Genomic DNA, 21,536 nt, shown 5'->3' with positions numbered 1-21,536 from the left:
GCTGCATCAGGCTTGCGCCCATTGTGCAATATTCCCCACTGCTGCCTCCCGTAGGAGTCTGGACCGTGTCTCAGTTCCAGTGTGGCTGGTCATCCTCTCAGACCAGCTAGGGATCGTCGCCTAGGTGAGCCGTTACCCCACCTACTAGCTAATCCCATCTGGGCACATCCGATGGCAAGAGGCCCGAAGGTCCCCCTCTTTGGTCTTGCGACGTTATGCGGTATTAGCTACCGTTTCCAGTAGTTATCCCCCTCCATCGGGCAGTTTCCCAGACATTACTCACCCGTCCGCCACTCGTCACCCAAGGAGCAAGCTCCTCTGTGCTACCGTTCGACTTGCATGTGTTAGGCCTGCCGCCAGCGTTCAATCTGAGCCATGATCAAACTCTTCAATTTAAGTTTGATGCTCGTGAATTAAACTTCGTAATGAATTACGTGTTCACTCAGAGACTTGGTATTCATTTTTCGTCTTGCGACGTTAAGAATCCGTATCTTCGAGTGCCCACACAGATTGTCTGATAAATTGTTAAAGAGCAGTTGCGACGCGCTTTAGCGCTCTGTCGCGAGGTGGCGTATATTACGCTTTCCTCTTTCAGAGTCAACCCTCATTTTCAGGTTTTTCTCTTCAACCGAACCGGCTGTTTGCGTGAAGTGATTCACATCCGCCGTGTCGATGGAGGCGCATTATAGGGATCCCATTTTTTAGCACAAGTATTTTTTGGATCTTTTTTGCTGAGTGCTTGTTTTTCACCCCTTTCGCTATATTCCTGCGCAATTTGGCTGATTTTTGATAGCTAAATCACTTGCACAGTCTCGATAATCCAACCAAAGTCTTCATTACTGCTCTATTTTTGTTGAGGTAAACATGTCTGATGTATTACGTCCTTATAAGGATCTTTTCCCACAGATCGGAAAACGCGTGATGATCGACACCAGTAGCGTCGTCATTGGTGATACTCGTTTGGCTGATGACGTCGGGATTTGGCCGCTGGTTGCGATTCGTGGCGACGTCAACTATGTACAAATCGGCGCCCGTACAAACATTCAGGACGGCAGCGTTCTCCATGTCACACATAAATCCACATCTAATCCGCAAGGTAATCCATTGATCGTGGGTGAGGATGTGACGGTCGGTCATAAAGTCATGCTACACGGCTGCATCATTGGCAACCGCGTATTGGTCGGTATGGGATCAATTTTACTGGACGGCGTAGTGGTAGAAGACGACGTTATGATTGGGGCAGGAAGCCTGGTGCCGCAAAACAAACGCCTGGAGAGTGGATATCTGTACCTGGGTAGTCCGGTTAAACAGATCCGGCCATTAAGTGACGAAGAGAAAGTAGGCTTAAAATACTCTGCTAACAACTACGTTAAATGGAAAGATGAGTATTTAAATCAGAGTAACCAAACCCAACCCTGAGAGTTTTCCTGCTGGTCCTGGATCAATGCTTCGGCCTCTTCTTCCAGGTCCCAGCGATGCTGTTGAAAGGTTTCCAGCCATTGTTCAGGCGTGCAGCCGCCAAAGCGGGACGCCAACGTCTCCCCTGATATAGCGCATGTTAACTGCATACCATGGACCAACGCCGGGAAAACAACGGCGCTAATATCCGTCCGCCATTCTTCTCGATCGGGAAACTGGATCGCCTGATTCATGCCGACATTTCCTGTTGCATGCTTTTGATGACGGGCTCAATCTGTGGCAATACACCATGCCAGAGTAAAACGGCGTGCGCTGCTTGTCCCACCAGCATCCCCAGACCATCGGCATACTGTTTCGCCCCATGTTCAGCACACCAGGAAAGGAACGGTGTATGCCCTTGCTGATAAAACATGTCATAGCAATAGACAGAGGAGTGAATAAGCGATGTCGGAATGGCTGGTACCTCACCGCTAATTCCGCTGGATGTCGCATTAATAATTAAATCAAAACTGTAATTATCAAGCTCGTCCATTCCCACCGCCTGCACACTGCCGGTATGGGAGAAGATTTGTGCCAGTTCTTCTGCGCGCGAAGCAGTACGGTTAACGATGGTTACCGCACAATCCAGAGAAAGAAGAGGTAATAAAACCCCACGGGATGCGCCACCGGCACCAATCAACAGAACTCGTGATCCGGGGCGAATGAAAGATAAACGTTCAAGATCGCTTAATAAGCCGATACCATCCGTGTTATCTCCCAGTAAACGCCCATCCTCAAGTCGTTTAAGAGTGTTGACCGCTCCAGCAAGCGATGCCCGCTCCGTTAATTCATCGGCACGCGCAAACGCCTCTTCTTTAAAAGGCACAGTGACATTTGCCCCCTTCCCACCCTCAGCAAAAAAGGCATTCAGCGTATTCACAAAATCATTGATAGGTGCCAGTACACGTCCATAGGAATGATCAATTTTCAACTGCTCTGCAAATTGCTGATGAATAAAGGGCGATTTACTGTGCGCTATCGGATTACCAAAAACAGCATAGGCTTCTTTCATATTACCCCTGTCGAAACTGTTCACCGGTCAGAGCATCACGGATCTCCGAAGGATTCAAACGCCCTCCGGTCTCCCCTTCAACTACGGGAAAGTCTGTACCAAACTGCGCGCGGACTTCCTCTACCGTTCTGCAAGGCGGTAAGCCACTCAAATTAGCACTGGTGGAGACTAACGGTTTGCCATAAGCCAGGCACAATGCAACCACCAGCGGATGATCGGTGACTCGCACGGCCAGCGAGTCAAAACGACCGGTCAACCAACGAGGCGTAGTCACAGGCGCAGGGAAAACGAAGGTGACAGGACCAGGCCAGCGAGCGAACACAGCCTCACGTTGAGCATCAGTAAGCGTGCTATCGTCAATATAGGGCTTGAGCTGGTCAAAATTTGCCGCAATCAAAATTAAGCCTTTATCGACTGGGCGTTGTTTTAGCTCCAACAGACGGGTAACAGCCGTTTCGCTGTCGGGATCGCAGCCGACACCAAATACAGCTTCTGTTGGATAGGCGATGACTTTTTCTTGTTTCAGAACCGCTATCGCAGCAGCGATAGGGCCTGTGGGCAGGTTATTATTCACTTTTTTATTCCGCCGAGAACGGCTTTCCACATTGTTTACTGGCACAGAAATGCTTCACACCCTGCGCGGTTTTCTTTTCGATGAGTAGCGGATAATGGCACTCAGGACACTCTCCGGCTAACGGTTTGAAGTTAATGACAAACTGGCACTCCGGATAGCGATCGCAGGAGTAAAACGTTTTGCCATAACGGGAACGCCGCTGAACCAGGTGGCCAGTCTGGCATTGAGGACAGACTATTGCTGTTTCATCTGGCTTGTCGATAAGTTCGGTGTGTTCACACGTTGGATAATCGCTGCATCCAATAAACATCCCGAATCTTCCCTGTCTCAGCACCAGCTCGGCGCCACATGCAGGACAAAGCTTACCCTCCAGAACTTTGACAATATGTCCGTCCGCGGAAGATTTCAGCGGACGGATGTAATCGCATTCTGGATAGTGTGAACAACCGAGAAACGGACCGTGTTTCCCGGAACGAATAACCAGTTCAGCCCCGCATTGTGGGCAGGGCTCGTTTTTACGCACCGTAAACAGTGCTGATTTAGCCATAACAACTCATACTGAATGAAGATTGATTAATGCAGCATACCTTCATTCACTTCAAAGAGTAATTCTTCCATTTGCTGATAGGCATTTTCACAACCTGGAATATTGAAAAGCACCATCAGGATCACCCACTTCAGGTCTTCCAGATCGAACTCTGCCGTATCCAGCGCGAGTACGCGCTCAATGACCATTTCTCGTGTTTCGAGGTTTAGCACCTGAATCTGTTCCAGGAATAGCAGGAACCCTCTACAGCTTGCATCCAGTCGATCGCACTCTTCTGCGGTATAAATACGTATAGAAAGAGGATCAGATGCCAGCTGCATAGGTTCGGCAAGACCATCCTGATAATCAGCAAGCTTTTCCAGCCAAAGTAACGCGTTGTAGATGTCTTCACGATCAAAACCAGCGTCGGTAAGATCCCGTTCCAGTTTGTCCTGATCCACACGCAGCTCAGCTTCGTTATGGATATATGTCTCAAACAAATACATTAGTACGTCGAACATGGCATGCCCTCCTCAATCGGACATAGCCGCCGGGTACAGCTGCGATCCATCCTGCTAACTCCAGTTCGAGCAGTTGAGCCACTACCTCTGGCACAGGTTGGCCGGCACGTTCAGCGACGACGTCAACAGGTGTTACCTCATCTCCTACGTTAGCCAGGAGCTCCGGAAATGGCAATGCCACCTCTTCGTGATCTGGCGAATAAATTGATTTTTCAGGTTCATCTGGCAACCATTGCAGCCCATATTGCAAATTTTCCAGAATTTCTTCTGGGGCCGTCACAAGCGTGGCTCCCTGCTGAATAAGCCAATGTGGACCTTCACTTCCCGGACTTCCAATCGGTCCAGGCAACGCAAAAACCTCCCGCCCTTGTTCCAGTGCACAACGCGCAGTGACCAGTGACCCGCTACGCTGAGCAGCTTCTACAACCAGGACTCCTTTACTTAGACCACTAATAATGCGATTTCGTCGGGGAAAATTGCGCGGCAAAGGAAGCGTATCTAATGGGAACTCAGACACCAGTGCGCCTCCAGCCTCAATCAGTCGTTTAGCCAGACTGACATGCTGTCGTGGATGAATGGTCTCAAGCCCATTTCCCAGCACCGCAATACTCGTGCCCTCTCGGTTTATCGCAGCATTGTGCGCCACACCATCAATCCCCCGGGCCAGGCCGCTGGTGATCGTCACGCCGCATGCTGCAAGCTTTTCACAAAACAGCCGCCCCCAGCGTTCGCCATACCAGGAGTGCTGTCGGCTACCGACGACGGCAACCTGAAACGAGCTAAGGCATATGGGATTTCCTGCCACAAAAAGCACCCCAGGATAATCCTCAATTGCACGGAGCTGTGCCGGATAATGCTCGCTGTCGGCAACCACAAAATGATGGTTGGGCTGTTCAAGCCAGCGCAGCGTTTTTTCCAGCGTCTGATCTGGAAAGGTTAAAAAGCGCCGGGCCTGGCGGGGGGAGAGCCCAGCATGATGAAGTACCACGTTGTTAATACACGGCTGAGTATTGAGCCAGTGGGCAACGCGCACCATCTCATCACCATACAGTTCATTCACTTGTGCTAAACGTAGCCAAATTTCGATTTTGGTCATCCCTGTTCCCCTGCCACAAGCAGTCCTGGCAATCTTTGCGATTGGTCACTGATGCTGTCAATCAGAGGGGGTTTTGTCTAGAATAGAGGTAATAATCTTTTCAACTCCTGAACACAACTCTGGATAACTATGTCAGTTTTGCAAGTGTTACATATTCCGGACGAGCGCCTTCGCAAAGTCGCAAAACCGGTCGAAGAAGTGAATGCAGAAATTCAGCGTATCGTTGATGATATGTTCGAAACGATGTACGCCGAAGAAGGTATCGGTCTGGCAGCAACTCAGGTCGATATTCATCAGCGCATCATTGTTATTGATGTCTCTGAAAATCGCGACGAGCAGTTGGTACTCATTAACCCAGAGCTGCTGGAAAAAGACGGCGAAACAGGTATTGAAGAAGGCTGCCTGTCTATTCCCGAACAGCGAGCGTTAGTACCGCGCGCAGAGAAAGTAAAAATTCGTGCGCTCGATCGCAACGGCAAATCTTTTGAACTGGAAGCCGATGGCCTGCTGGCTATCTGCATTCAACATGAAATGGATCACCTGGTCGGTAAACTGTTTATCGATTATCTGTCTCCGTTGAAGCAACAACGCATTCGTCAGAAAGTTGAAAAACTCGACCGCCTGAACGCCCGAGCTTAAGGACAAGAATCAACGTGTCAGACTCACTACGTATTATTTTTGCGGGTACACCTGACTTTGCAGCGCGTCATCTCGACGCGCTGTTGTCTTCTGGACATAACGTCGTTGGCGTGTTTACCCAACCGGACCGCCCGGCGGGACGCGGTAAAAAGCTGATGCCCAGCCCGGTAAAAGTGCTGGCGGAAGAAAAAGGGATACCGGTTTTCCAACCCGTCTCTCTTCGTCCTCAGGAAAACCAGCAGCTGGTTGCTGATTTACGCGCAGACGTGATGGTAGTGGTAGCATATGGCCTGATACTGCCAAAAGCCGTACTGGAAATGCCGCGTCTGGGTTGTATCAACGTTCACGGTTCCCTGCTTCCACGCTGGCGTGGCGCAGCCCCAATCCAGCGCTCACTGTGGGCAGGCGACGCCGAAACTGGTGTGACCATCATGCAGATGGATGTTGGCCTCGACACCGGTGATATGTTGCTTAAGCTGTCCTGCCCGATAACTGCAGAAGATACCAGCGGTTCGTTATACGATAAGCTGGCAGATTTAGGACCTCAGGGGCTGATTGAAACGCTAAAACAGCTGGCTGCTGGCACGATAAAACCTGTTGTTCAAGATGAATCACTGGTTACGCATGCAGAAAAACTCAGCAAAGAAGAGGCCCGTATCGACTGGTCGCTTTCAGCCGCTCAGTTGGAACGCTGCATCCGCGCCTTTAACCCGTGGCCAATGAGCTGGCTTGAAATCGACGGCCAGCCAGTGAAAGTCTGGCAAGCTACGGTTATTACAGCGAACACACAGGCCGCGCCAGGCACTATTCTTGAGGCGACAAAACAGGGTATCCAGGTCGCAACGGGCGATGGCATCCTGAATCTCGTCTCTTTGCAACCTGCCGGTAAAAAAGCCATGAGCGCGCAGGATCTGCTTAATTCGCGCCGGGAATGGTTTGTACCCGGTAACCGTCTGGTATGACGGTTCATCTCTTTAAGCCCGGTATCTCCGGGCATTTTTATTTTTGCGCTTATGAAAAAACATCTTAATTTACGCAGTATGGCGGCCCAGGCCGTCGAACAGGTTGTCGAAAAGGGACAATCATTAAGCAACGTGCTGCCCGCCATGCAGCAAAAAGTTGCCGATAAAGACAAAGCACTGTTGCAGGAGCTTTGCTTCGGCGTGTTGCGTACACTCTCCCAACTGGAGTGGATGATCCAGCAGTTGATGGAACGTCCAATGACGGGCAAACAGCGCACTGTTCACTATCTGATCATGGTGGGCTTCTACCAACTGCTGCATACTCGTATTCCACCACATGCTGCTTTGGCAGAGACCGTAGAAGGCGCAGTCGTTATTAAGCGTCCGCAGCTTAAAGGGCTGATCAACGGCGTGCTGCGCCAGTTTCAGCGCCGCCAGGAAGAGCTGCAGGCTGAATTCTCTCAAAGCGATTTACGTTTCTTACACCCCTCCTGGCTGGTGAAACGTATTAAGACCGCTTATCCGCAGCAGTGGGAAGCCATTCTTGAAGCCAATAACCAGCGACCGCCGATGTGGTTACGTGTCAATCGTAACCATCATACGCGCGATGCCTGGCTGGACCTGCTGACCGAAGCGGGATTAACCGGTTTCCCGCATCCAGATTACCCGGATGCAGTGCGTCTGGAAACGCCAGCTCCTGTGCACGCCCTTCCAGGTTTTGATGAAGGCTGGGTAACCGTCCAGGATGCTTCCGCTCAAGGATGCATAAACTATCTGTTGCCGGAGGACGGTGAACAGATCCTCGACCTATGCTGTGCACCGGGGGGCAAAACCACTCACATTCTGGAAGTTGCTCCGCACGCTAACGTAATGGCTGTCGATGTTGATGAAAAACGCTTATCGCGCGTTTTCGACAATCTAAAACGTCTGGGTATGAAGGCAACCGTAAAACAGGGTGATGGCCGCTATCCACAGCAGTGGTGCGGTGAACAACAGTTTGACCGTATTTTGCTGGACGCTCCGTGTTCTGCCACCGGAGTGATCCGTCGCCATCCGGATATCAAATGGCTACGTCGCGACCGGGATATTGCTGAACTTGCCCAGTTGCAGGCTGAAATCCTGAATGCAACCTGGCCACATCTTAAACCTGGCGGCACGCTGGTTTATGCAACCTGCTCTATCCTGCCAGAAGAAAACCAACAGCAAATTGCCGCCTTCCTTGCGCGCACGCCAGATGCGGTATTAAGCGTCACTGGTACGCCGGAAAAACCTGGACGTCAGAATTTACCGAGTGCGGAAGATGGTGATGGTTTCTTTTACGCTAAGCTAATCAAAAAGTGATGAGATAACGGGTCGCGACTGATGAAAATTATCATTCTGGGCGCAGGGCAAGTTGGCGGTACGCTGGCTGAAAACCTGGTCGGAGAGAACAACGATATCACGGTAGTCGATACCAATGGTGAGCGCCTGCGTAGCCTGCAGGACAAGTTTGATCTCCGTGTCGTGCAAGGGCATGGTTCGCATCCCCGCGTTCTACGAGAAGCCGGTGCCGACGATGCTGATATGCTGGTTGCCGTAACCAGCTCAGATGAAACAAATATGGTTGCCTGTCAGGTAGCTTATTCACTGTTTAACACGCCTAATCGCATCGCTCGTATTCGTTCACCGGATTACGTTCGTGATGCGGACAAGCTATTTCAATCTGATGCGGTGCCTATCGATCACCTGATTGCGCCTGAGCAACTGGTTATCGATAGCATTTATCGCCTGATTGAATATCCGGGCGCATTGCAGGTAGTGAATTTTGCCGAAGGAAAAGTCAGCCTGGCCGTGGTGAAAGCCTATTACGGTGGGCCGCTGATTGGTAATGCGCTGTCGACAATGCGTGAGCATATGCCGCACATCGATACCCGCGTTGCGGCGATTTTCCGTCATGACCGACCGATCCGTCCGCAAGGTTCTACCATTGTTGAAGCGGGTGATGAAGTTTTCTTCATCGCGGCCTCGCAGCATATTCGCGCCGTAATGAGCGAATTACAGCGTCTGGAAAAGCCTTACAAACGCATTATGTTAGTGGGCGGCGGTAATATTGGCGCCGGGCTGGCACGGCGGCTGGAAAAAGATTACAGCGTCAAACTGATTGAACGTAATCAACAGCGCGCATCCGAGCTTGCAGAGAAACTGCAAAATACGATCGTCTTTTTTGGTGATGCCTCGGATCAAGAGCTGCTGGCGGAAGAACATATCGATCAGGTTGATCTGTTCATTGCGGTAACCAACGATGATGAAGCGAATATCATGTCGGCGATGCTTGCCAAACGGATGGGCGCCAAGAAAGTGATGGTGTTGATCCAACGCAGAGCATACGTCGATCTGGTGCAAGGCAGCGTGATCGATATTGCGATTTCACCGCAGCAGGCAACCATCTCTGCGCTGCTCAGTCATGTGCGTAAAGCGGATATTGTTGGTGTATCTTCACTGCGCCGTGGCGTCGCGGAAGCTATTGAAGCCGTTGCACACGGTGATGAAACGACGTCACGGGTTGTGGGTCGCTCAATTGATGAAATTAAACTTCCACCAGGAACCATTATTGGCGCCGTTGTGCGTGGTAACGATGTGATGATTGCCAATGATAACCTGCGTATTGAACAGGGCGATCACGTAATTATGTTCCTGACAGATAAAAAGTTTATTACCGACGTCGAGCGACTATTCCAGCCAAGTCCGTTCTTCCTGTAATAATTTGGGCGCTGAAACTGCGCCTAAATTATTTCCCTTTATTTTTCATGGTTTAATAAATTTTTATTTAGGCAATACATAAATGGAAATTGCCTAAACATTTGTTAAACTTATAAACGTCAGCTGCATAGGGAGAATAAGATGAGCATTATTAAAGAATTTCGTGAATTCGCGATGCGCGGGAATGTTGTCGATTTGGCAGTGGGTGTCATTATTGGTGCGGCATTTGGGAAGATTGTTTCATCACTGGTTGCCGATATCATCATGCCGCCGCTGGGGTTGTTAATTGGTGGAATTGATTTTAAACAGTTTGCTTTAACACTACGTGATGCACAGGGAGATATCCCTGCAGTCGTTATGCATTACGGTGTATTTATTCAGAATATCTTTGATTTCGTTATTGTTGCGTTTGCTATCTTTATGGCAATCAAGCTGATCAACAAACTGAACCGTAAAAAAGCGGAAGAGCCAGCAGCACCGCCGGCGCCATCGAAAGAAGAAGTATTGCTGAGTGAAATTCGTGACCTGCTGAAAGAACAGAATAACCGCTCTTAAGCACTCACTGAAACAAGAAGGCCAGTGGTAAAAAAGTGAATGACTTTCTTGCCACTGGCCTCCCAGTTACCCCGATTACCATATTTACCTTTACGTAGATAACTTCCTTTCCCTTTCTTATTTTTCTCAACGCGCTGCCTGAACAGTGGGTCATGTAGAAGCGCCTCAATGGCGTTATCTTTTATCTGCCCTTTAGTGTGCTGATAACGACTCATAATACCTCCGGTTGTCGTAATTTACGCCGCGAGTGTAGACCTGACCGTTCAATAAATCAACAGCCTGATGGTGATCCACTGGCGCCTTGCTCAAGTGCTTCAAGGATAGAGCAGTACACGCTGCTGTGTGCCTTGCCACAACACGCGTCATTCAATCGCTGCAGCGACCGTTGCATCGCCTGAAGCTCAGCTATTCTCGCTTCCACTTCCTGCAATCTTTCCTGGACGATCCCTTTTGATTCCTGGCAGGTATGGTGTTCGGGATCGATGCGGATCGAAAGCAGTTCGCGGATCGATTCCAGAGTGAAACCAAGCTGACGGGCATAGCGAATAAACTTTAGACGCTGAAGATCGCTTTCCGTATAGAGACGAAACCCGCCTTCTGTACGTATTTCATGTTCCATCATCTGCTGCTTTTCATAGTAGCGGATAGTATCAGGCGTCACGTCAGCCAGTTTCGCTAATTCACCAATACGGTACATGCTATCTCCGCTATTCGTCGTTGATCTTTTGTAGCAGCTTATCTGCGTATTCACCGTGTAAAAACTCGGTGCTGAGTCCAGCCTGCCGAAGTTTCAGTTCCAGTAGTGACAGTCTTCGACTCACTTCCTGATAATGGGGATCATCTTTGCGGATCCCTGCAAGTATTTCAAGCAGCTGTATTGCCTCTCTGCGCTGCTCAAGCTCAGGAGGAAGACATCCCGCATTTTTTAATAAACGGAATCCGGCTCGAAGTTCAGGCGGAATGTGGGAATCATCGTCAAGAACCAACGGTTCTCCTGTACCAGGCAAACCATCAAACTCACCTTTAGACTGCGCATCAGTAATATGGCGCTCTGCCCACTGGTCCAGTAACCACATACAACACTCCAGTGATGAACAAAAAGAGTACAGATATTGTAGGTAAGTGGGGATATGACGGATATAAAAAAACCCGCCGAGGCGGGTTTTTTTACGTTACTACAGATTACTCTGCAGCAGCTTCTGTTTTCTCTGAACGATCAACCAGCTCGATGTATGCCATCGGCGCGTTGTCGCCTGCACGGAAGCCACACTTCAGAATGCGAGTGTAACCACCGGCGCGGCTCGCGAAACGCGGGCCCAGTTCGTTAAACAGTTTTGCCACGATCTCGTTATCACGAGTACGGGCGAATGCCAGACGACGATTAGCTACGCTATCAGTCTTGGCAAGAGTAATCAGCGGCTCAACTACGCGACGCAGCTCTTTCGCTTTCGGCAGGGTCGTCTTGATGATTTCATGACGAACCAGTGAACCTGCCATATTGCGGAACATAGCCTGGCGATGGCTGCTGTTGCGGTTCAGTTGACGACCACTCTTACGATGGCGCATGACCTTATCCTTCTCAGTAAAACCTTAACCTGTGATCCGGTTACTCGTCAGCGATGCTTGCCGGTGGCCAGTTTTCCAGGCGCATGCCCAGAGACAGTCCACGGGAAGCCAGCACGTCTTTAATCTCAGTAAGAGATTTTTTACCAAGGTTAGGCGTCTTAAGAAGCTCAACCTCAGTACGCTGTACCAGATCACCGATATAGTGGATAGCTTCTGCTTTGAGGCAGTTAGCAGAGCGGACAGTCAATTCCAGATCGTCAACAGGGCGCAGCAGGATCGGATCGAATTCTGGTTTCTCTTCTTTAACTTCCGGCTGACGTACATCACGTAAGTCAACGAAAGCTTCAAGTTGTTCAGCCAGAATGGTTGCCGCACGACGAATCGCCTCTTCAGGATCGATTGTGCCGTTGGTTTCCATTTCGATGACCAGCTTGTCCAGGTCGGTACGCTGTTCTACACGCGCTGCTTCAACATTGTAGGCAATACGCTCTACAGGGCTGTAGCATGCGTCGACCAGCAGACGGCCGATTGGGCGCTCATCTTCTTCCGAATGAATTCGGGTAGAAGCCGGCACATAACCACGACCGCGCTGAACTTTGATACGCATGCTAATAGATGCATTCTCATCGGTCAGGTGGCAGATCACGTGCTGTGGCTTGACGATTTCGACATCACCATCATGGGTAATGTCGGCTGCAGTCACAGGGCCAATGCCAGATTTATTCAAGGTAAGAATAACGTCATCTTTACCCTGAACTCTCACCGCCAGCCCTTTCAGGTTGAGCAGGATTTCCAGGATATCTTCCTGAACGCCTTCTTTGGTGCTGTACTCATGTAGTACACCATCAATCTCAACCTCGGTCACCGCGCAACCCGGCATCGATGAGAGCAGAATACGGCGCAGTGCGTTACCCAAAGTATGGCCAAAGCCACGCTCTAAAGGCTCAAGGGTCACCTTGGCGTGCGTCGAACTCACTTGCTCGATATCTACCAGGCGCGGTTTTAGAAACTCTGTCACAGAACCCTGCATTGTGTCCTCTCTTTGGTACTAAGCTTTACTTGGAGTAAAGCTCGACGATCAGGTGTTCGTTAATGTCCGCAGACAGATCAGAACGCTCCGGCTTACGCTTGAACGTACCTTCCATCTTGCCAGCATCAACTTCCAGCCAGGTTGGCTTTTCACGCTGCTCAGCCAGCTCCAGAGCGGCTTTCACGCGAGACTGCTTCTTCGCTTTCTCACGAATGCTAACAACGTCATTCGGACTAACCTGATAAGAAGCGATGTTAACAACACGACCGTTTACCATAATTGCTTTATGGCTGACCAGCTGACGTGCTTCTGCACGAGTGGCACCGAAGCCCATACGGTATACAACGTTGTCCAGACGACCTTCCAGCAGACCCAACAGGTTTTCACCGGTGTTGCCTTTCAGACGTGCTGCTTCTTTGTAGTAGTTACGGAACTGACGCTCCAGCACACCGTAGATACGGCGAACTTTTTGCTTTTCACGCAACTGCACACCATAGTCAGACAGACGCGGTTTACGCGCACCGTGCTGGCCAGGAGCTTGTTCAATTTTACACTTGGTATCGATCGCGCGAACGCCAGACTTAAGGAATAAGTCAGTGCCCTCACGACGGCTCAGCTTGAGCTTAGGACCCAAATATCTTGCCATTTTCTTTCTCCAACAATCCTAGAAACGACAGCGTTATACGCGACGTTTTTTCGGCGGACGACAACCGTTATGAGGGATCGGAGTCACATCAGTAATATTAGTGATGCGGAAACCAGCGGCGTTCAGAGCACGAACAGTAGATTCGCGACCTGGACCCGGTCCTTTGACCATAACTTCCAGATTCTTGATACCGTATTCTTTTACGGCTTCAGCGCAACGCTCTGCTGCAACCTGAGCTGCAAACGGAGTGGATTTGCGAGAACCACGGAAACCGGAACCACCGGCTGTTGCCCAACCCAGTGCGTTACCCTGACGATCAGTAATGGTAACGATGGTGTTGTTAAAAGAAGCATGGATATGAGCCACGCCGTCAGAGACTTGTTTTCTTACACGTTTACGTGCACGAATTGGTGCCTTTGCCATTATTCAATCACCCCGATTATTTCTTGATCGGTTTGCGCGGACCCTTACGGGTACGTGCGTTGGTCTTGGTACGCTGACCGCGAACCGGGAGACCACGACGATGACGCAAACCGCGATAGCAACCAAGGTCCATAAGGCGCTTGATGCTCATGCTAACTTCACGGCGCAGATCACCTTCAACGACAAATTTGGCAACTTCGTCACGCAGCGTGTCGATTTGTTCTTCAGACAGCTCACTGATCTTAACATCTTCAGCGATACCCGCGGCAGCCAGAATGGCTTTAGAACGGGTCTTGCCGACGCCGTAGATCGAAGTTAATGCGATCACAGCATGTTTCTGATCAGGAATGTTAATGCCTGCTATACGGGCCACTATGCACTCCTACTATTTAATATGTACGCACCATGCTGAAAAGCCCGTTTTCAGGATACTCAAATGGAAACGCACAGACATACAAAAGATTGGCTGGCTAATCTAGCCAGCTCAACCCAACTTTGCAAGAAAAATATGCGAATAAATCAGCCTTGGCGCTGTTTATGCTTCGGCTCGGCACTGCAAATCACACGGATGACACCATCACGCTTAACGATTTTGCAGTTACGGCATAATTTCTTGACGGAAGCACGAACTTTCATTTTTACTCTCCGTAACTTCTCGGGCGACTGTTAACGGCCGTAGCCTTTCAGATTCGCCTTCTTCAATGCAGACTCGTACTGACTTGACATCATCAGAGTTTGCACTTGAGCCATAAAGTCCATAATCACGACAACAACGATAAGCAGTGAGGTCCCACCGAAGTAGAACGGTACTTTCATTGCATCACGCATGAACTCCGGGATCAGGCAGATAAAGGTAATGTAGAGCGCACCAACCAGAGTCAGGCGGGTCATTACTTTATCGATATACTTCGCCGTTTGCTCTCCCGGACGAATTCCTGGTACAAATGCACCGGACTTCTTCAGGTTATCTGCTGTTTCACGCGGGTTGAAAACCAACGCCGTGTAGAAGAAACAGAAGAATATGATTGCAGACGCATAGAGTAACACATAAAGCGGTTGCCCAGGCTGCAAATACAGCGAAATTGTTGTCAGCCAGTTCCAACCAGTCCCGCCCCCGAACCATGACGCGATGGTCGCTGGGAACAGAATAATACTGGAAGCGAAGATTGCCGGGATTACCCCCGCCATATTCACTTTCAGCGGTAAATGTGTGCTCTGTGCAGCATAGACACGACGACCTTGCTGACGTTTCGCGTAGTTTACCACAATGCGGCGTTGACCACGCTCAACAAATACAACAAAGAACGTCACTGCAAATACTAATACTGCAACCAACAGCAACACGAGGAAGTGCAGGTCGCCTTGACGCGCTTGCTCGATAGTATGGGCAATGGCTGGCGGGAGTCCCGCGACAATACCGGCGAAGATAATGATTGAGATACCGTTGCCGATACCACGTTCAGTAATCTGTTCGCCCAACCACATCAGGAACATCGTCCCTGTAACCAGACTTACAACAGCGGTGAAATAGAATGCAAAGCCTGGATTCATTACCAGGCCCTGCATACCAGGCATATTCGGCAGACCGGTAGCAATACCGATCGACTGGAATATTGCCAGCACCAGAGTACCGTAGCGGGTGTACTGGCTGATCTTACGACGACCAGACTCCCCTTCTTTCTTAATTTCTGCCAGCGTTGGATGAACCACCGTCAGCAGCTGGATAATAATCGACGCCGAAATATACGGCATGATCCCCAGAGCAAAGATAGAAGCACGGCTGAGAGCACCACCAGAGAACATGTTAAACATTTCAATGATGGTGCCTCGCTGTTGCTCAAGCAGTTTGGCAAGTACAGCGGCATCAATACCAGGGATCGGAATGAAAGAGCCAATACGGAACACAATCAGCGCGCCGATTACAAACAGCAGTCTGCGTTTCAGCTCGCCTAAGCCACCTTTGGCACTTTGAAAATCTAATCCCGGTTGTTTAGCCATCTGCTACTTATTCCTCGATTTTACCGCCAGCAGCTTCGATAGCAGCACGAGCGCCTTTAGTAACACGCAGGCCACGAACAGTTACCGGAGTAGTGACTTCACCAGCCAGAATCACTTTCGCGAACTCGATCTGGATACCGATAATGTTAGCTGCTTTCAGCGTGTTCAGGTCTACAACACCGCCTTCAACTTTAGCCAGGTCAGACAGACGAACTTCGGCTGTAATCGCTGCTTTACGTGAAGTGAAGCCGAATTTCGGCAGACGACGGTACAGAGGCATCTGACCACCCTCGAAACCGCGACGTACGCCACCGCCAGAACGAGACTTCTGACCTTTGTGACCACGACCACCGGTTTTACCGAGGCCAGAACCGATACCACGACCCAGGCGGCGAGCCGCTTTTTTAGAGCCTTCGGCCGGAGACAGAGTATTTAAACGCATCTCTTACTCCTCAACTTTAACCATGAAGGAAACCGCGTTGACCATACCACGAACAGCAGGAGTATCCTCGCGCTCTACGGTGTGACCAATACGACGCAGACCCAGGCCAAGCAGCGTTGCCTTATGTTTCGGCAGACGACCGATTGCACTGCGGGTTTGAGTAATTTTAATAGTCTTTGCCATGGTTTATTTCCCCAGAATTTCTTCAACGGATTTACCACGCTTGGCAGCGACCATTTCCGGAGATTTCATATTTTCCAGGCCATCGATAGTTGCACGAACCACGTTAATCGGGTTAGTAGAACCATACGCTTTAGCCAGAACGTTACGAACTCCAGCGACTTCCAGAACGGCGCGCATTGCACCACCGGCGATGATACCGGTACCTTCGGAAGCCGGCTGCATGAATACACGAGAACCCGTGTGAGTACCCTTAACCGGGTGCTGCAGGGTGCCGTGGTTCAGCGCGACGTTAATCATATTGCGACGGGCTTTTTCCATCGCTTTCTGGATCGCTGCTGGAACTTCACGCGCTTTACCGTAACCAAAACCAACGCGACCGTTACCATCACCAACTACAGTCAGAGCTGTGAAGGAGAAAATACGACCACCTTTAACGGTTTTAGATACGCGGTTAACCGCGATCAGCTTTTCCTGCAGTTCGCCAGCTTGTTTTTCGATGTGAGCCATCTTACACCTCTACCTTAGAACTGAAGGCCAGCTTCACGGGCAGCATCTGCCAGTGCCTGGACACGACCATGATATTGGAACCCGGAACGGTCAAAAGAAACATCTTTGATGCCTTTTTCCAGAGCGCGTTCAGCAACAGCTTTACCTACAGCTGCAGCAGCGTCTTTGTTACCGGTGTACTTCAATTGTTCAGCGATAGCTTTTTCTACAGTAGAAGCAGCTACCAGAACTTCAGAACCGTTCGGTGCAATTACCTGTGCGTAAATATGACGCGGGGTACGATGTACCACCAGGCGAGTTGCGCCCAGCTCCTGGAGCTTGCGGCGTGCGCGGGTCGCACGACGGATACGAGCAGATTTCTTATCCATAGTGTTACCTTACTTCTTCTTAGCCTCTTTGGTACGCACGACTTCGTCGGCGTAACGAACACCCTTGCCTTTATAAGGCTCAGGACGACGGTAGGCGCGCAGATCTGCTGCAACCTGACCGATCAGCTGTTTATCAGCGCCTTTCAGCACGATTTCAGTCTGAGACGGACATTCTGCAGTAATACCCGCAGGCAGCTGATGGTCAACAGGGTGAGAGAAACCTAAAGCCAGGTTTACTACATTCCCTTTAACCGCTGCACGATAACCTACACCAACCAGCTGTAGCTTCTTAGTGAAGCCTTCGGTAACACCGACAACCATTGCATTCAGCAGGGCACGCGCGGTACCAGCCTGAGCCCATCCATCTGCGTAACCATCACGCGGACCGAAGGTCAGTGCATTATCTGCATGATTTACTGCAACAGCATCGTTGAGAGTACGAGTCAGCTCGCCGTTTTTACCTTTGATCGTAATAACCTGACCGTTGATTTTTACATCAACGCCGGCAGGAATAACGACCGGTGCTTTAGCAACACGAGACATTTTTTCCTCCGATTAGGCTACGTAGCAGATAATTTCGCCACCAAGACCAGCCTGGCGCGCTGCACGATCAGTCATAACACCTTTAGAGGTAGAAACAACTGCGATACCCATGCCAGCCATAACTTTCGGCAGCTCGTCTTTACGCTTATAAATGCGCAGACCTGGGCGACTGACACGCTGAATGCTTTCTACAACAGCTTTACCCTGGAAATACTTAAGAGTAAGTTCCAGTTCCGGCTTGGTGTCGCCTTCAACTTTAAAATCTTCAATAAAACCTTCTTCCTTCAGCACGTTGGCAATTGCCACTTTCAGCTTGGAGGAAGGCATGGTGACCGCAGCTTTATTCGCGGCCTGACCGTTACGGATACGGGTCAGCATATCCGCGATCGGATCTTGCATGCTCATCTGTCTTTACTCCCGTGATTCAATTGGTAATTACCAGCTAGCCTTTTTCAAGCCTGGTACTTCACCGCGCATAGCGGCTTCACGCAGTTTGATACGGCTCAACCCGAACTTGCCCACATAGCCATGCGGACGACCTGTTTGACGGCAGCGGTTACGCTGACGGGACGGGCTGGAATCACGCGGCAGAGACTGCAGCTTGAGAACTGCGTTCCAACGATCTTCGTCGGTCGCGTTCACATCAGAGATAATAGCTTTCAGTTCAGCGCGTTTTGCGAAGTACTTATCAGCTAAAGCTACGCGCTTTACTTCGCGTGCTTTCATTGATTGCTTAGCCATTCAGTAACCCTACCTTACTTGCGGAACGGGAAGTCAAAGGCAGCCAGCAGAGCACGGCCTTCTTCATCAGATTTCGCAGTAGTGGTAATGGTAATATCCAAACCACGCACGCGGTCGACTTTATCGTAGTCGATTTCTGGGAAGATGATCTGCTCACGGACACCCATGCTGTAGTTACCACGACCGTCGAAAGACTTAGCGGACAAGCCACGGAAGTCACGGATACGTGGAACAGCAATAGTGATCAGGCGCTCAAAGAACTCCCACATGCGTTCGCCACGCAGAGTTACTTTACAGCCGATCGGATAGCCCTGACGGATTTTGAAGCCTGCAACTGATTTGCGTGCTTTGGTGATCAGCGGTTTTTGACCGGAGATTGCTGTCAGGTCAGCTGCTGCGTTATCCAGCAGTTTCTTGTCAGCGATCGCTTCACCAACACCCATGTTCAGGGTGATCTTCTCGACCCGAGGGACTTGCATGACAGAATTGTAGTTAAACTCAGTCATGAGTTTAGCGACTACTTCGTCTTTGTAGTAATCATGCAGTTTCGCCATCGTACTACTCCAAATTACTTGATAGTTTCGCTGTTAGATTTAAAGAAACGGACTTTTTTGCCGTCTTCGAATCTAAAGCCTACACGGTCAGCCTTGCCGGTTGCCGCGTTGAAGATAGCAAGGTTAGAGATCTGAATAGCTGCTTCTTTCTCTACAATGCCGCCTGGTTGGTTCAGGGCCGGAACCGGCTTCTGATGTTTCTTAACCAGGTTGATACCTTCAACAATGACCTTGCCGGAAGACAGGACATTCTTAACTTTACCGCGTTTACCTTTATCTTTACCGGTTAACACGATAACTTCGTCATCACGACGGATCTTCGCTGCCATGATTCGCTCCTTAGAGTACTTCTGGTGCCAGAGAGATAATTTTCATGAACTTCTCGTTACGAAGTTCACGAGTTACCGGCCCAAAAATACGCGTACCGATAGGTTGCTCGCTATTATTGTTTAAAATAACGCATGCATTACCATCGAAGCGAATGACAGAACCGTCCGGGCGACGAACACCCTTCTTGGTGCGCACCACTACCGCCTTCAGCACATCACCTTTTTTGACCTTACCACGCGGAATTGCTTCCTTGATGGTGATCTTGATGATATCGCCGACGCCTGCGTAGCGACGGTGCGAGCCACCCAGAACCTTGATACACATTACGCGACGTGCACCGGAGTTGTCGGCGACGTTCAGCATAGTCTGTTCTTGGATCATTTTAGTGCTCCGCTAATGTCAACTACTACTGAGACCCGAAAATCAGGTCGTTAAAAAAGCCCCATATCGGGGGCGCGGCATTATAACACCGCTTCAACGATATGGGTAGAAAAAATAAACGGCTCATCGCTGAGCCGTTTATTCGTTGAGAATGCCTACTGTATTACAGAACGGCTTTCTCTACAACGCGAACCAGCGTCCAGGACTTAGTCTTGGACAGCGGACGGCATTCGCGGATTTCAACCACGTCACCAGTACCGCATTCGTTGTTCTCGTCATGTACGTGCAGTTTGGTCGTACGCTTAATGAATTTACCGTAGATCGGGTGTTTCACAAAACGTTCGATAGCAACAACGATGGATTTCTCCATTTTATCGCTAACAACGCGACCTTGCAGAGTACGGATTTTATCGGTCATTACGCACCCGCCTTCTCAGTCAGTAAAGTCTTAACGCGTGCGACATCACGACGCACTTGCTTCAACAGGTGAGACTGTTGCAGCTGGCCACTTGCAGCCTGCATACGCAGGTTGAACTGCTCACGCAGCAGATTCAGCAGCTCGGTGTTCAGCTCTTCAACACTCTTCTCACGCAGCTCTTTTGCTTTCATTACATCACCGTCTTAGTTACAAAGGTGGTTTTAATCGGCAGTTTCGCTGCTGCCAGCTTGAATGCTTCACGGGCCAGCTCTTCCGGTACGCCGTCCATTTCATACAGGACTTTACCCGGCTGAATCAAGGCAACCCAATACTCCACGTTACCTTTACCTTTACCCATACGCACTGCCAGCGGCTTTTCAGTGATCGGTTTGTCCGGGAATACACGGATCCAGATCTTACCTTGACGCTTAACTGCACGGGTCATAGCACGACGTGCTGCTTCGATCTGACGGGCAGTCAGACGACCACGGCCAACAGCTTTCAGACCGAAGCTGCCGAAGCTAACATCCGTACCCTGCGCCAGACCGCGGTTACGGCCTTTGTGCATTTTACGGAATTTTGTACGCTTTGGTTGTAACATCAGCGACGCTCCTTATTTACGGCCTTTACGCTGCTGCTTTTTAGGTTGCGCAGCCGGTTTTTCCGGTTGTTCAACAGCAGCCATACCACCCAGGATCTCGCCTTTGAAGATCCACACTTTAACGCCGATTACACCGTAAGTGGTGTGCGCTTCAGAGGTGTTGTAGTCGATGTCAGCACGCAGAGTGTGCAGAGGTACGCGACCTTCGCGGTACCATTCGGTACGTGCGATTTCCGCGCCGCCCAGACGGCCGCTAACTTCAACTTTAATACCTTTAGCGCCCAGACGCATTGCGTTCTGTACAGCACGCTTCATAGCACGACGGAACATAACACGACGTTCCAGCTGAGAAGTGATGCTGTCAGCAACCAATTTTGCATCCAGTTCAGGTTTACGCACTTCGGCGATATTGATCTGAGCAGGAACGCCAGCAATATCCGCTACGACTTTGCGCAGTTTTTCTACGTCTTCACCTTTCTTACCGATAACGATACCCGGGCGAGCGGTGTGAATGGTCACACGGATGCTCTTAGCCGGACGCTCGATAACGATACGAGATACAGACGCTTTAGCCAGTTCCTTAGTCAGGTACTGACGTACTTTAAAATCGCTGTCCAGGTTGTCAGCGAATTCTTTGGTGTTCGCAAACCAGGTTGAGTTCCATGGTTTTACAATACCCAGGCGAATACCATTAGGATGTACTTTCTGACCCATTGCTAGTCT

At 50.1% G+C, this 21,536-nt stretch carries 36 protein-coding genes and 1 rRNA gene (1 of these 37 only partly in view); 6 read left to right on the top strand and 31 right to left on the bottom strand.

Going from position 1 to position 21,536, the window contains the following annotated elements; genetic code table 11:
• Window positions 1-395: ribosomal RNA gene (locus tag OGV52_RS07710) — 16S ribosomal RNA — on the bottom strand; it reaches 1,147 nt to the left of the window's first position.
• A gap of 469 nt (window positions 396-864) precedes the next feature.
• On the opposite strand from OGV52_RS07710, the gene OGV52_RS07705 reads away from it, so the two are divergent.
• Window positions 865-1,419: a gamma carbonic anhydrase family protein gene (locus OGV52_RS07705; RefSeq protein WP_101701260.1), complete on the top strand. Its 555-nt coding sequence runs from the start codon at window positions 865-867 to the stop codon at window positions 1,417-1,419.
• Here the strand turns inward: OGV52_RS07705 and OGV52_RS07700 are convergent.
• The 6 genes from OGV52_RS07700 to dprA are packed head-to-tail and all read right to left on the bottom strand — an operon-like array spanning window position 1,395 to window position 5,187.
• On the bottom strand, window positions 1,395-1,652 hold the full coding sequence (locus tag OGV52_RS07700) for a DUF1488 family protein (protein ID WP_101701259.1): 258 nt from the start codon (window positions 1,650-1,652) through the stop codon (window positions 1,395-1,397). The two genes, OGV52_RS07705 and OGV52_RS07700, sit on opposite strands and share 25 nt — an antisense overlap.
• Window positions 1,649-2,470: a shikimate dehydrogenase gene (gene aroE, locus OGV52_RS07695; RefSeq protein WP_200108603.1), complete on the bottom strand. Its 822-nt coding sequence runs from the start codon at window positions 2,468-2,470 to the stop codon at window positions 1,649-1,651. Before aroE ends, OGV52_RS07700 begins: the two co-directional genes overlap by 4 nt.
• Window position 2,471: 1 nt before the next feature.
• The gene (gene tsaC, locus OGV52_RS07690; RefSeq protein WP_049281751.1) at window positions 2,472-3,044 is read right to left on the bottom strand and encodes an L-threonylcarbamoyladenylate synthase type 1 TsaC; all 573 of its coding nucleotides are present in this window, start codon (window positions 3,042-3,044) and stop codon (window positions 2,472-2,474) included.
• Window positions 3,045-3,048: 4 nt separating this feature from the next.
• Window positions 3,049-3,591, bottom strand: a complete 543-nt coding sequence (locus tag OGV52_RS07685; protein WP_016154737.1) for a DNA topoisomerase family protein — start codon at window positions 3,589-3,591, stop codon at window positions 3,049-3,051.
• 26 nt (window positions 3,592-3,617) lie between these two features.
• The gene (gene smg / locus OGV52_RS07680) at window positions 3,618-4,091 is read right to left on the bottom strand and encodes a DUF494 family protein Smg (protein WP_003031162.1); all 474 of its coding nucleotides are present in this window, start codon (window positions 4,089-4,091) and stop codon (window positions 3,618-3,620) included.
• On the bottom strand, window positions 4,063-5,187 hold the full coding sequence (gene dprA, locus OGV52_RS07675) for a DNA-protecting protein DprA (RefSeq protein ID WP_047358918.1): 1,125 nt from the start codon (window positions 5,185-5,187) through the stop codon (window positions 4,063-4,065). The genes smg and dprA overlap by 29 nt, the downstream gene beginning before the upstream one ends.
• A gap of 129 nt (window positions 5,188-5,316) precedes the next feature.
• Here dprA and def point away from each other — a divergent pair, with 129 nt between their 5' ends.
• From def to mscL, 5 genes are all read left to right on the top strand, one after another.
• Complete coding sequence (gene def / locus OGV52_RS07670; RefSeq protein WP_003031159.1) at window positions 5,317-5,826, top strand: peptide deformylase; 510 nt, start codon at window positions 5,317-5,319, stop codon at window positions 5,824-5,826.
• Between the two features lie 14 nt (window positions 5,827-5,840).
• Window positions 5,841-6,788, top strand: a complete 948-nt coding sequence (gene fmt / locus OGV52_RS07665; RefSeq protein WP_047501513.1) for a methionyl-tRNA formyltransferase — start codon at window positions 5,841-5,843, stop codon at window positions 6,786-6,788.
• A gap of 51 nt (window positions 6,789-6,839) precedes the next feature.
• On the top strand, window positions 6,840-8,129 hold the full coding sequence (gene rsmB, locus OGV52_RS07660) for a 16S rRNA (cytosine(967)-C(5))-methyltransferase RsmB (protein WP_049281754.1): 1,290 nt from the start codon (window positions 6,840-6,842) through the stop codon (window positions 8,127-8,129).
• A gap of 21 nt (window positions 8,130-8,150) precedes the next feature.
• Complete coding sequence (trkA, locus tag OGV52_RS07655; protein ID WP_003031153.1) at window positions 8,151-9,527, top strand: Trk system potassium transporter TrkA; 1,377 nt, start codon at window positions 8,151-8,153, stop codon at window positions 9,525-9,527.
• 141 nt (window positions 9,528-9,668) lie between these two features.
• Window positions 9,669-10,082, top strand: a complete 414-nt coding sequence (gene mscL, locus OGV52_RS07650; RefSeq protein ID WP_016154742.1) for a large-conductance mechanosensitive channel protein MscL — start codon at window positions 9,669-9,671, stop codon at window positions 10,080-10,082.
• Here mscL and arfA read toward each other — a convergent pair.
• The 24 genes from arfA to rpsC all read right to left on the bottom strand — a co-directional run bounded on the left by arfA (window position 10,079) and on the right by rpsC (window position 21,527).
• The gene (arfA, locus tag OGV52_RS07645) at window positions 10,079-10,297 is read right to left on the bottom strand and encodes an alternative ribosome-rescue factor ArfA (RefSeq protein WP_287108304.1); all 219 of its coding nucleotides are present in this window, start codon (window positions 10,295-10,297) and stop codon (window positions 10,079-10,081) included. The genes mscL and arfA overlap by 4 nt on opposite strands.
• Window positions 10,298-10,353: 56 nt before the next feature.
• Window positions 10,354-10,779, bottom strand: a complete 426-nt coding sequence (gene zntR, locus OGV52_RS07640; RefSeq protein WP_016154744.1) for a Zn(2+)-responsive transcriptional regulator — start codon at window positions 10,777-10,779, stop codon at window positions 10,354-10,356.
• A 10-nt stretch (window positions 10,780-10,789) separates the two neighbouring features.
• Window positions 10,790-11,158 (bottom strand): DnaJ family domain-containing protein, encoded by a 369-nt coding sequence (locus OGV52_RS07635; RefSeq protein WP_019078178.1) that lies wholly within the window; start codon window positions 11,156-11,158, stop codon window positions 10,790-10,792.
• Between the two features lie 106 nt (window positions 11,159-11,264).
• Window positions 11,265-11,648 carry a 50S ribosomal protein L17 gene (rplQ, locus tag OGV52_RS07630; RefSeq protein WP_001216370.1) on the bottom strand — a complete coding sequence of 128 codons (384 nt, stop codon included), beginning with the start codon at window positions 11,646-11,648 and terminating at the stop codon, window positions 11,265-11,267.
• A 40-nt stretch (window positions 11,649-11,688) separates the two neighbouring features.
• Complete coding sequence (locus tag OGV52_RS07625) at window positions 11,689-12,678, bottom strand: DNA-directed RNA polymerase subunit alpha (protein WP_003031139.1); 990 nt, start codon at window positions 12,676-12,678, stop codon at window positions 11,689-11,691.
• 25 nt (window positions 12,679-12,703) lie between these two features.
• Window positions 12,704-13,324 (bottom strand): 30S ribosomal protein S4, encoded by a 621-nt coding sequence (gene rpsD / locus OGV52_RS07620; protein ID WP_003031138.1) that lies wholly within the window; start codon window positions 13,322-13,324, stop codon window positions 12,704-12,706.
• Window positions 13,325-13,357: 33 nt separating this feature from the next.
• Window positions 13,358-13,747: a 30S ribosomal protein S11 gene (rpsK, locus tag OGV52_RS07615; RefSeq protein WP_003031137.1), complete on the bottom strand. Its 390-nt coding sequence runs from the start codon at window positions 13,745-13,747 to the stop codon at window positions 13,358-13,360.
• Window positions 13,748-13,763: 16 nt separating this feature from the next.
• Window positions 13,764-14,120, bottom strand: coding sequence for a 30S ribosomal protein S13 (rpsM, locus tag OGV52_RS07610; RefSeq protein ID WP_003031135.1), 357 nt, complete (start codon window positions 14,118-14,120; stop codon window positions 13,764-13,766).
• Between the two features lie 146 nt (window positions 14,121-14,266).
• Window positions 14,267-14,383, bottom strand: a complete 117-nt coding sequence (gene rpmJ, locus OGV52_RS07605; RefSeq protein WP_000868187.1) for a 50S ribosomal protein L36 — start codon at window positions 14,381-14,383, stop codon at window positions 14,267-14,269.
• Window positions 14,384-14,413: 30 nt separating this feature from the next.
• Window positions 14,414-15,745 (bottom strand): preprotein translocase subunit SecY, encoded by a 1,332-nt coding sequence (secY, locus tag OGV52_RS07600; protein ID WP_001118864.1) that lies wholly within the window; start codon window positions 15,743-15,745, stop codon window positions 14,414-14,416.
• A 7-nt stretch (window positions 15,746-15,752) separates the two neighbouring features.
• On the bottom strand, window positions 15,753-16,187 hold the full coding sequence (gene rplO, locus OGV52_RS07595; RefSeq protein ID WP_003031132.1) for a 50S ribosomal protein L15: 435 nt from the start codon (window positions 16,185-16,187) through the stop codon (window positions 15,753-15,755).
• 3 nt (window positions 16,188-16,190) lie between these two features.
• A complete protein-coding gene (gene rpmD, locus OGV52_RS07590; protein ID WP_001140434.1) occupies window positions 16,191-16,370 on the bottom strand; it encodes a 50S ribosomal protein L30 in 180 nt (59 codons plus the stop codon).
• Between the two features lie 3 nt (window positions 16,371-16,373).
• A complete protein-coding gene (gene rpsE, locus OGV52_RS07585) occupies window positions 16,374-16,877 on the bottom strand; it encodes a 30S ribosomal protein S5 (protein WP_003031131.1) in 504 nt (167 codons plus the stop codon).
• Between the two features lie 14 nt (window positions 16,878-16,891).
• Window positions 16,892-17,245, bottom strand: a complete 354-nt coding sequence (gene rplR / locus OGV52_RS07580; protein WP_000358960.1) for a 50S ribosomal protein L18 — start codon at window positions 17,243-17,245, stop codon at window positions 16,892-16,894.
• Between the two features lie 9 nt (window positions 17,246-17,254).
• Window positions 17,255-17,788, bottom strand: a complete 534-nt coding sequence (gene rplF / locus OGV52_RS07575) for a 50S ribosomal protein L6 (RefSeq protein ID WP_003031129.1) — start codon at window positions 17,786-17,788, stop codon at window positions 17,255-17,257.
• A 12-nt stretch (window positions 17,789-17,800) separates the two neighbouring features.
• Window positions 17,801-18,193, bottom strand: a complete 393-nt coding sequence (gene rpsH / locus OGV52_RS07570; RefSeq protein WP_003031127.1) for a 30S ribosomal protein S8 — start codon at window positions 18,191-18,193, stop codon at window positions 17,801-17,803.
• Window positions 18,194-18,223: 30 nt separating this feature from the next.
• On the bottom strand, window positions 18,224-18,529 hold the full coding sequence (gene rpsN, locus OGV52_RS07565) for a 30S ribosomal protein S14 (RefSeq protein WP_003031125.1): 306 nt from the start codon (window positions 18,527-18,529) through the stop codon (window positions 18,224-18,226).
• 14 nt (window positions 18,530-18,543) lie between these two features.
• A complete protein-coding gene (gene rplE / locus OGV52_RS07560; protein WP_003031123.1) occupies window positions 18,544-19,083 on the bottom strand; it encodes a 50S ribosomal protein L5 in 540 nt (179 codons plus the stop codon).
• Between the two features lie 14 nt (window positions 19,084-19,097).
• Entirely contained in the window at window positions 19,098-19,412 is a 315-nt protein-coding gene (gene rplX, locus OGV52_RS07555) for a 50S ribosomal protein L24 (protein WP_003031122.1), read from the bottom strand.
• A gap of 10 nt (window positions 19,413-19,422) precedes the next feature.
• Window positions 19,423-19,794, bottom strand: a complete 372-nt coding sequence (rplN, locus tag OGV52_RS07550; protein WP_000613954.1) for a 50S ribosomal protein L14 — start codon at window positions 19,792-19,794, stop codon at window positions 19,423-19,425.
• Window positions 19,795-19,957: 163 nt separating this feature from the next.
• On the bottom strand, window positions 19,958-20,212 hold the full coding sequence (rpsQ, locus tag OGV52_RS07545) for a 30S ribosomal protein S17 (protein ID WP_003031120.1): 255 nt from the start codon (window positions 20,210-20,212) through the stop codon (window positions 19,958-19,960).
• Window positions 20,212-20,403 carry a 50S ribosomal protein L29 gene (gene rpmC, locus OGV52_RS07540; protein ID WP_000644742.1) on the bottom strand — a complete coding sequence of 64 codons (192 nt, stop codon included), beginning with the start codon at window positions 20,401-20,403 and terminating at the stop codon, window positions 20,212-20,214. The genes rpsQ and rpmC overlap by 1 nt, the downstream gene beginning before the upstream one ends.
• Entirely contained in the window at window positions 20,403-20,813 is a 411-nt protein-coding gene (gene rplP, locus OGV52_RS07535) for a 50S ribosomal protein L16 (protein WP_000941212.1), read from the bottom strand. The genes rpmC and rplP overlap by 1 nt, the downstream gene beginning before the upstream one ends.
• 12 nt (window positions 20,814-20,825) lie before the next feature.
• Window positions 20,826-21,527 (bottom strand): 30S ribosomal protein S3, encoded by a 702-nt coding sequence (gene rpsC / locus OGV52_RS07530; RefSeq protein WP_000529945.1) that lies wholly within the window; start codon window positions 21,525-21,527, stop codon window positions 20,826-20,828.
• Window positions 21,528-21,536: the final 9 nt, after the last annotated feature.

Source organism: Citrobacter sp. Cb041 (genome assembly GCF_030336655.1).
In the GTDB taxonomy this organism is placed as follows: Bacteria; Pseudomonadota; Gammaproteobacteria; order Enterobacterales; family Enterobacteriaceae; genus Citrobacter; species Citrobacter braakii.
The sequence above is the reverse complement of the archived record's forward strand: the minus strand, read 5'-3'. Positions and strand labels throughout refer to the sequence as shown.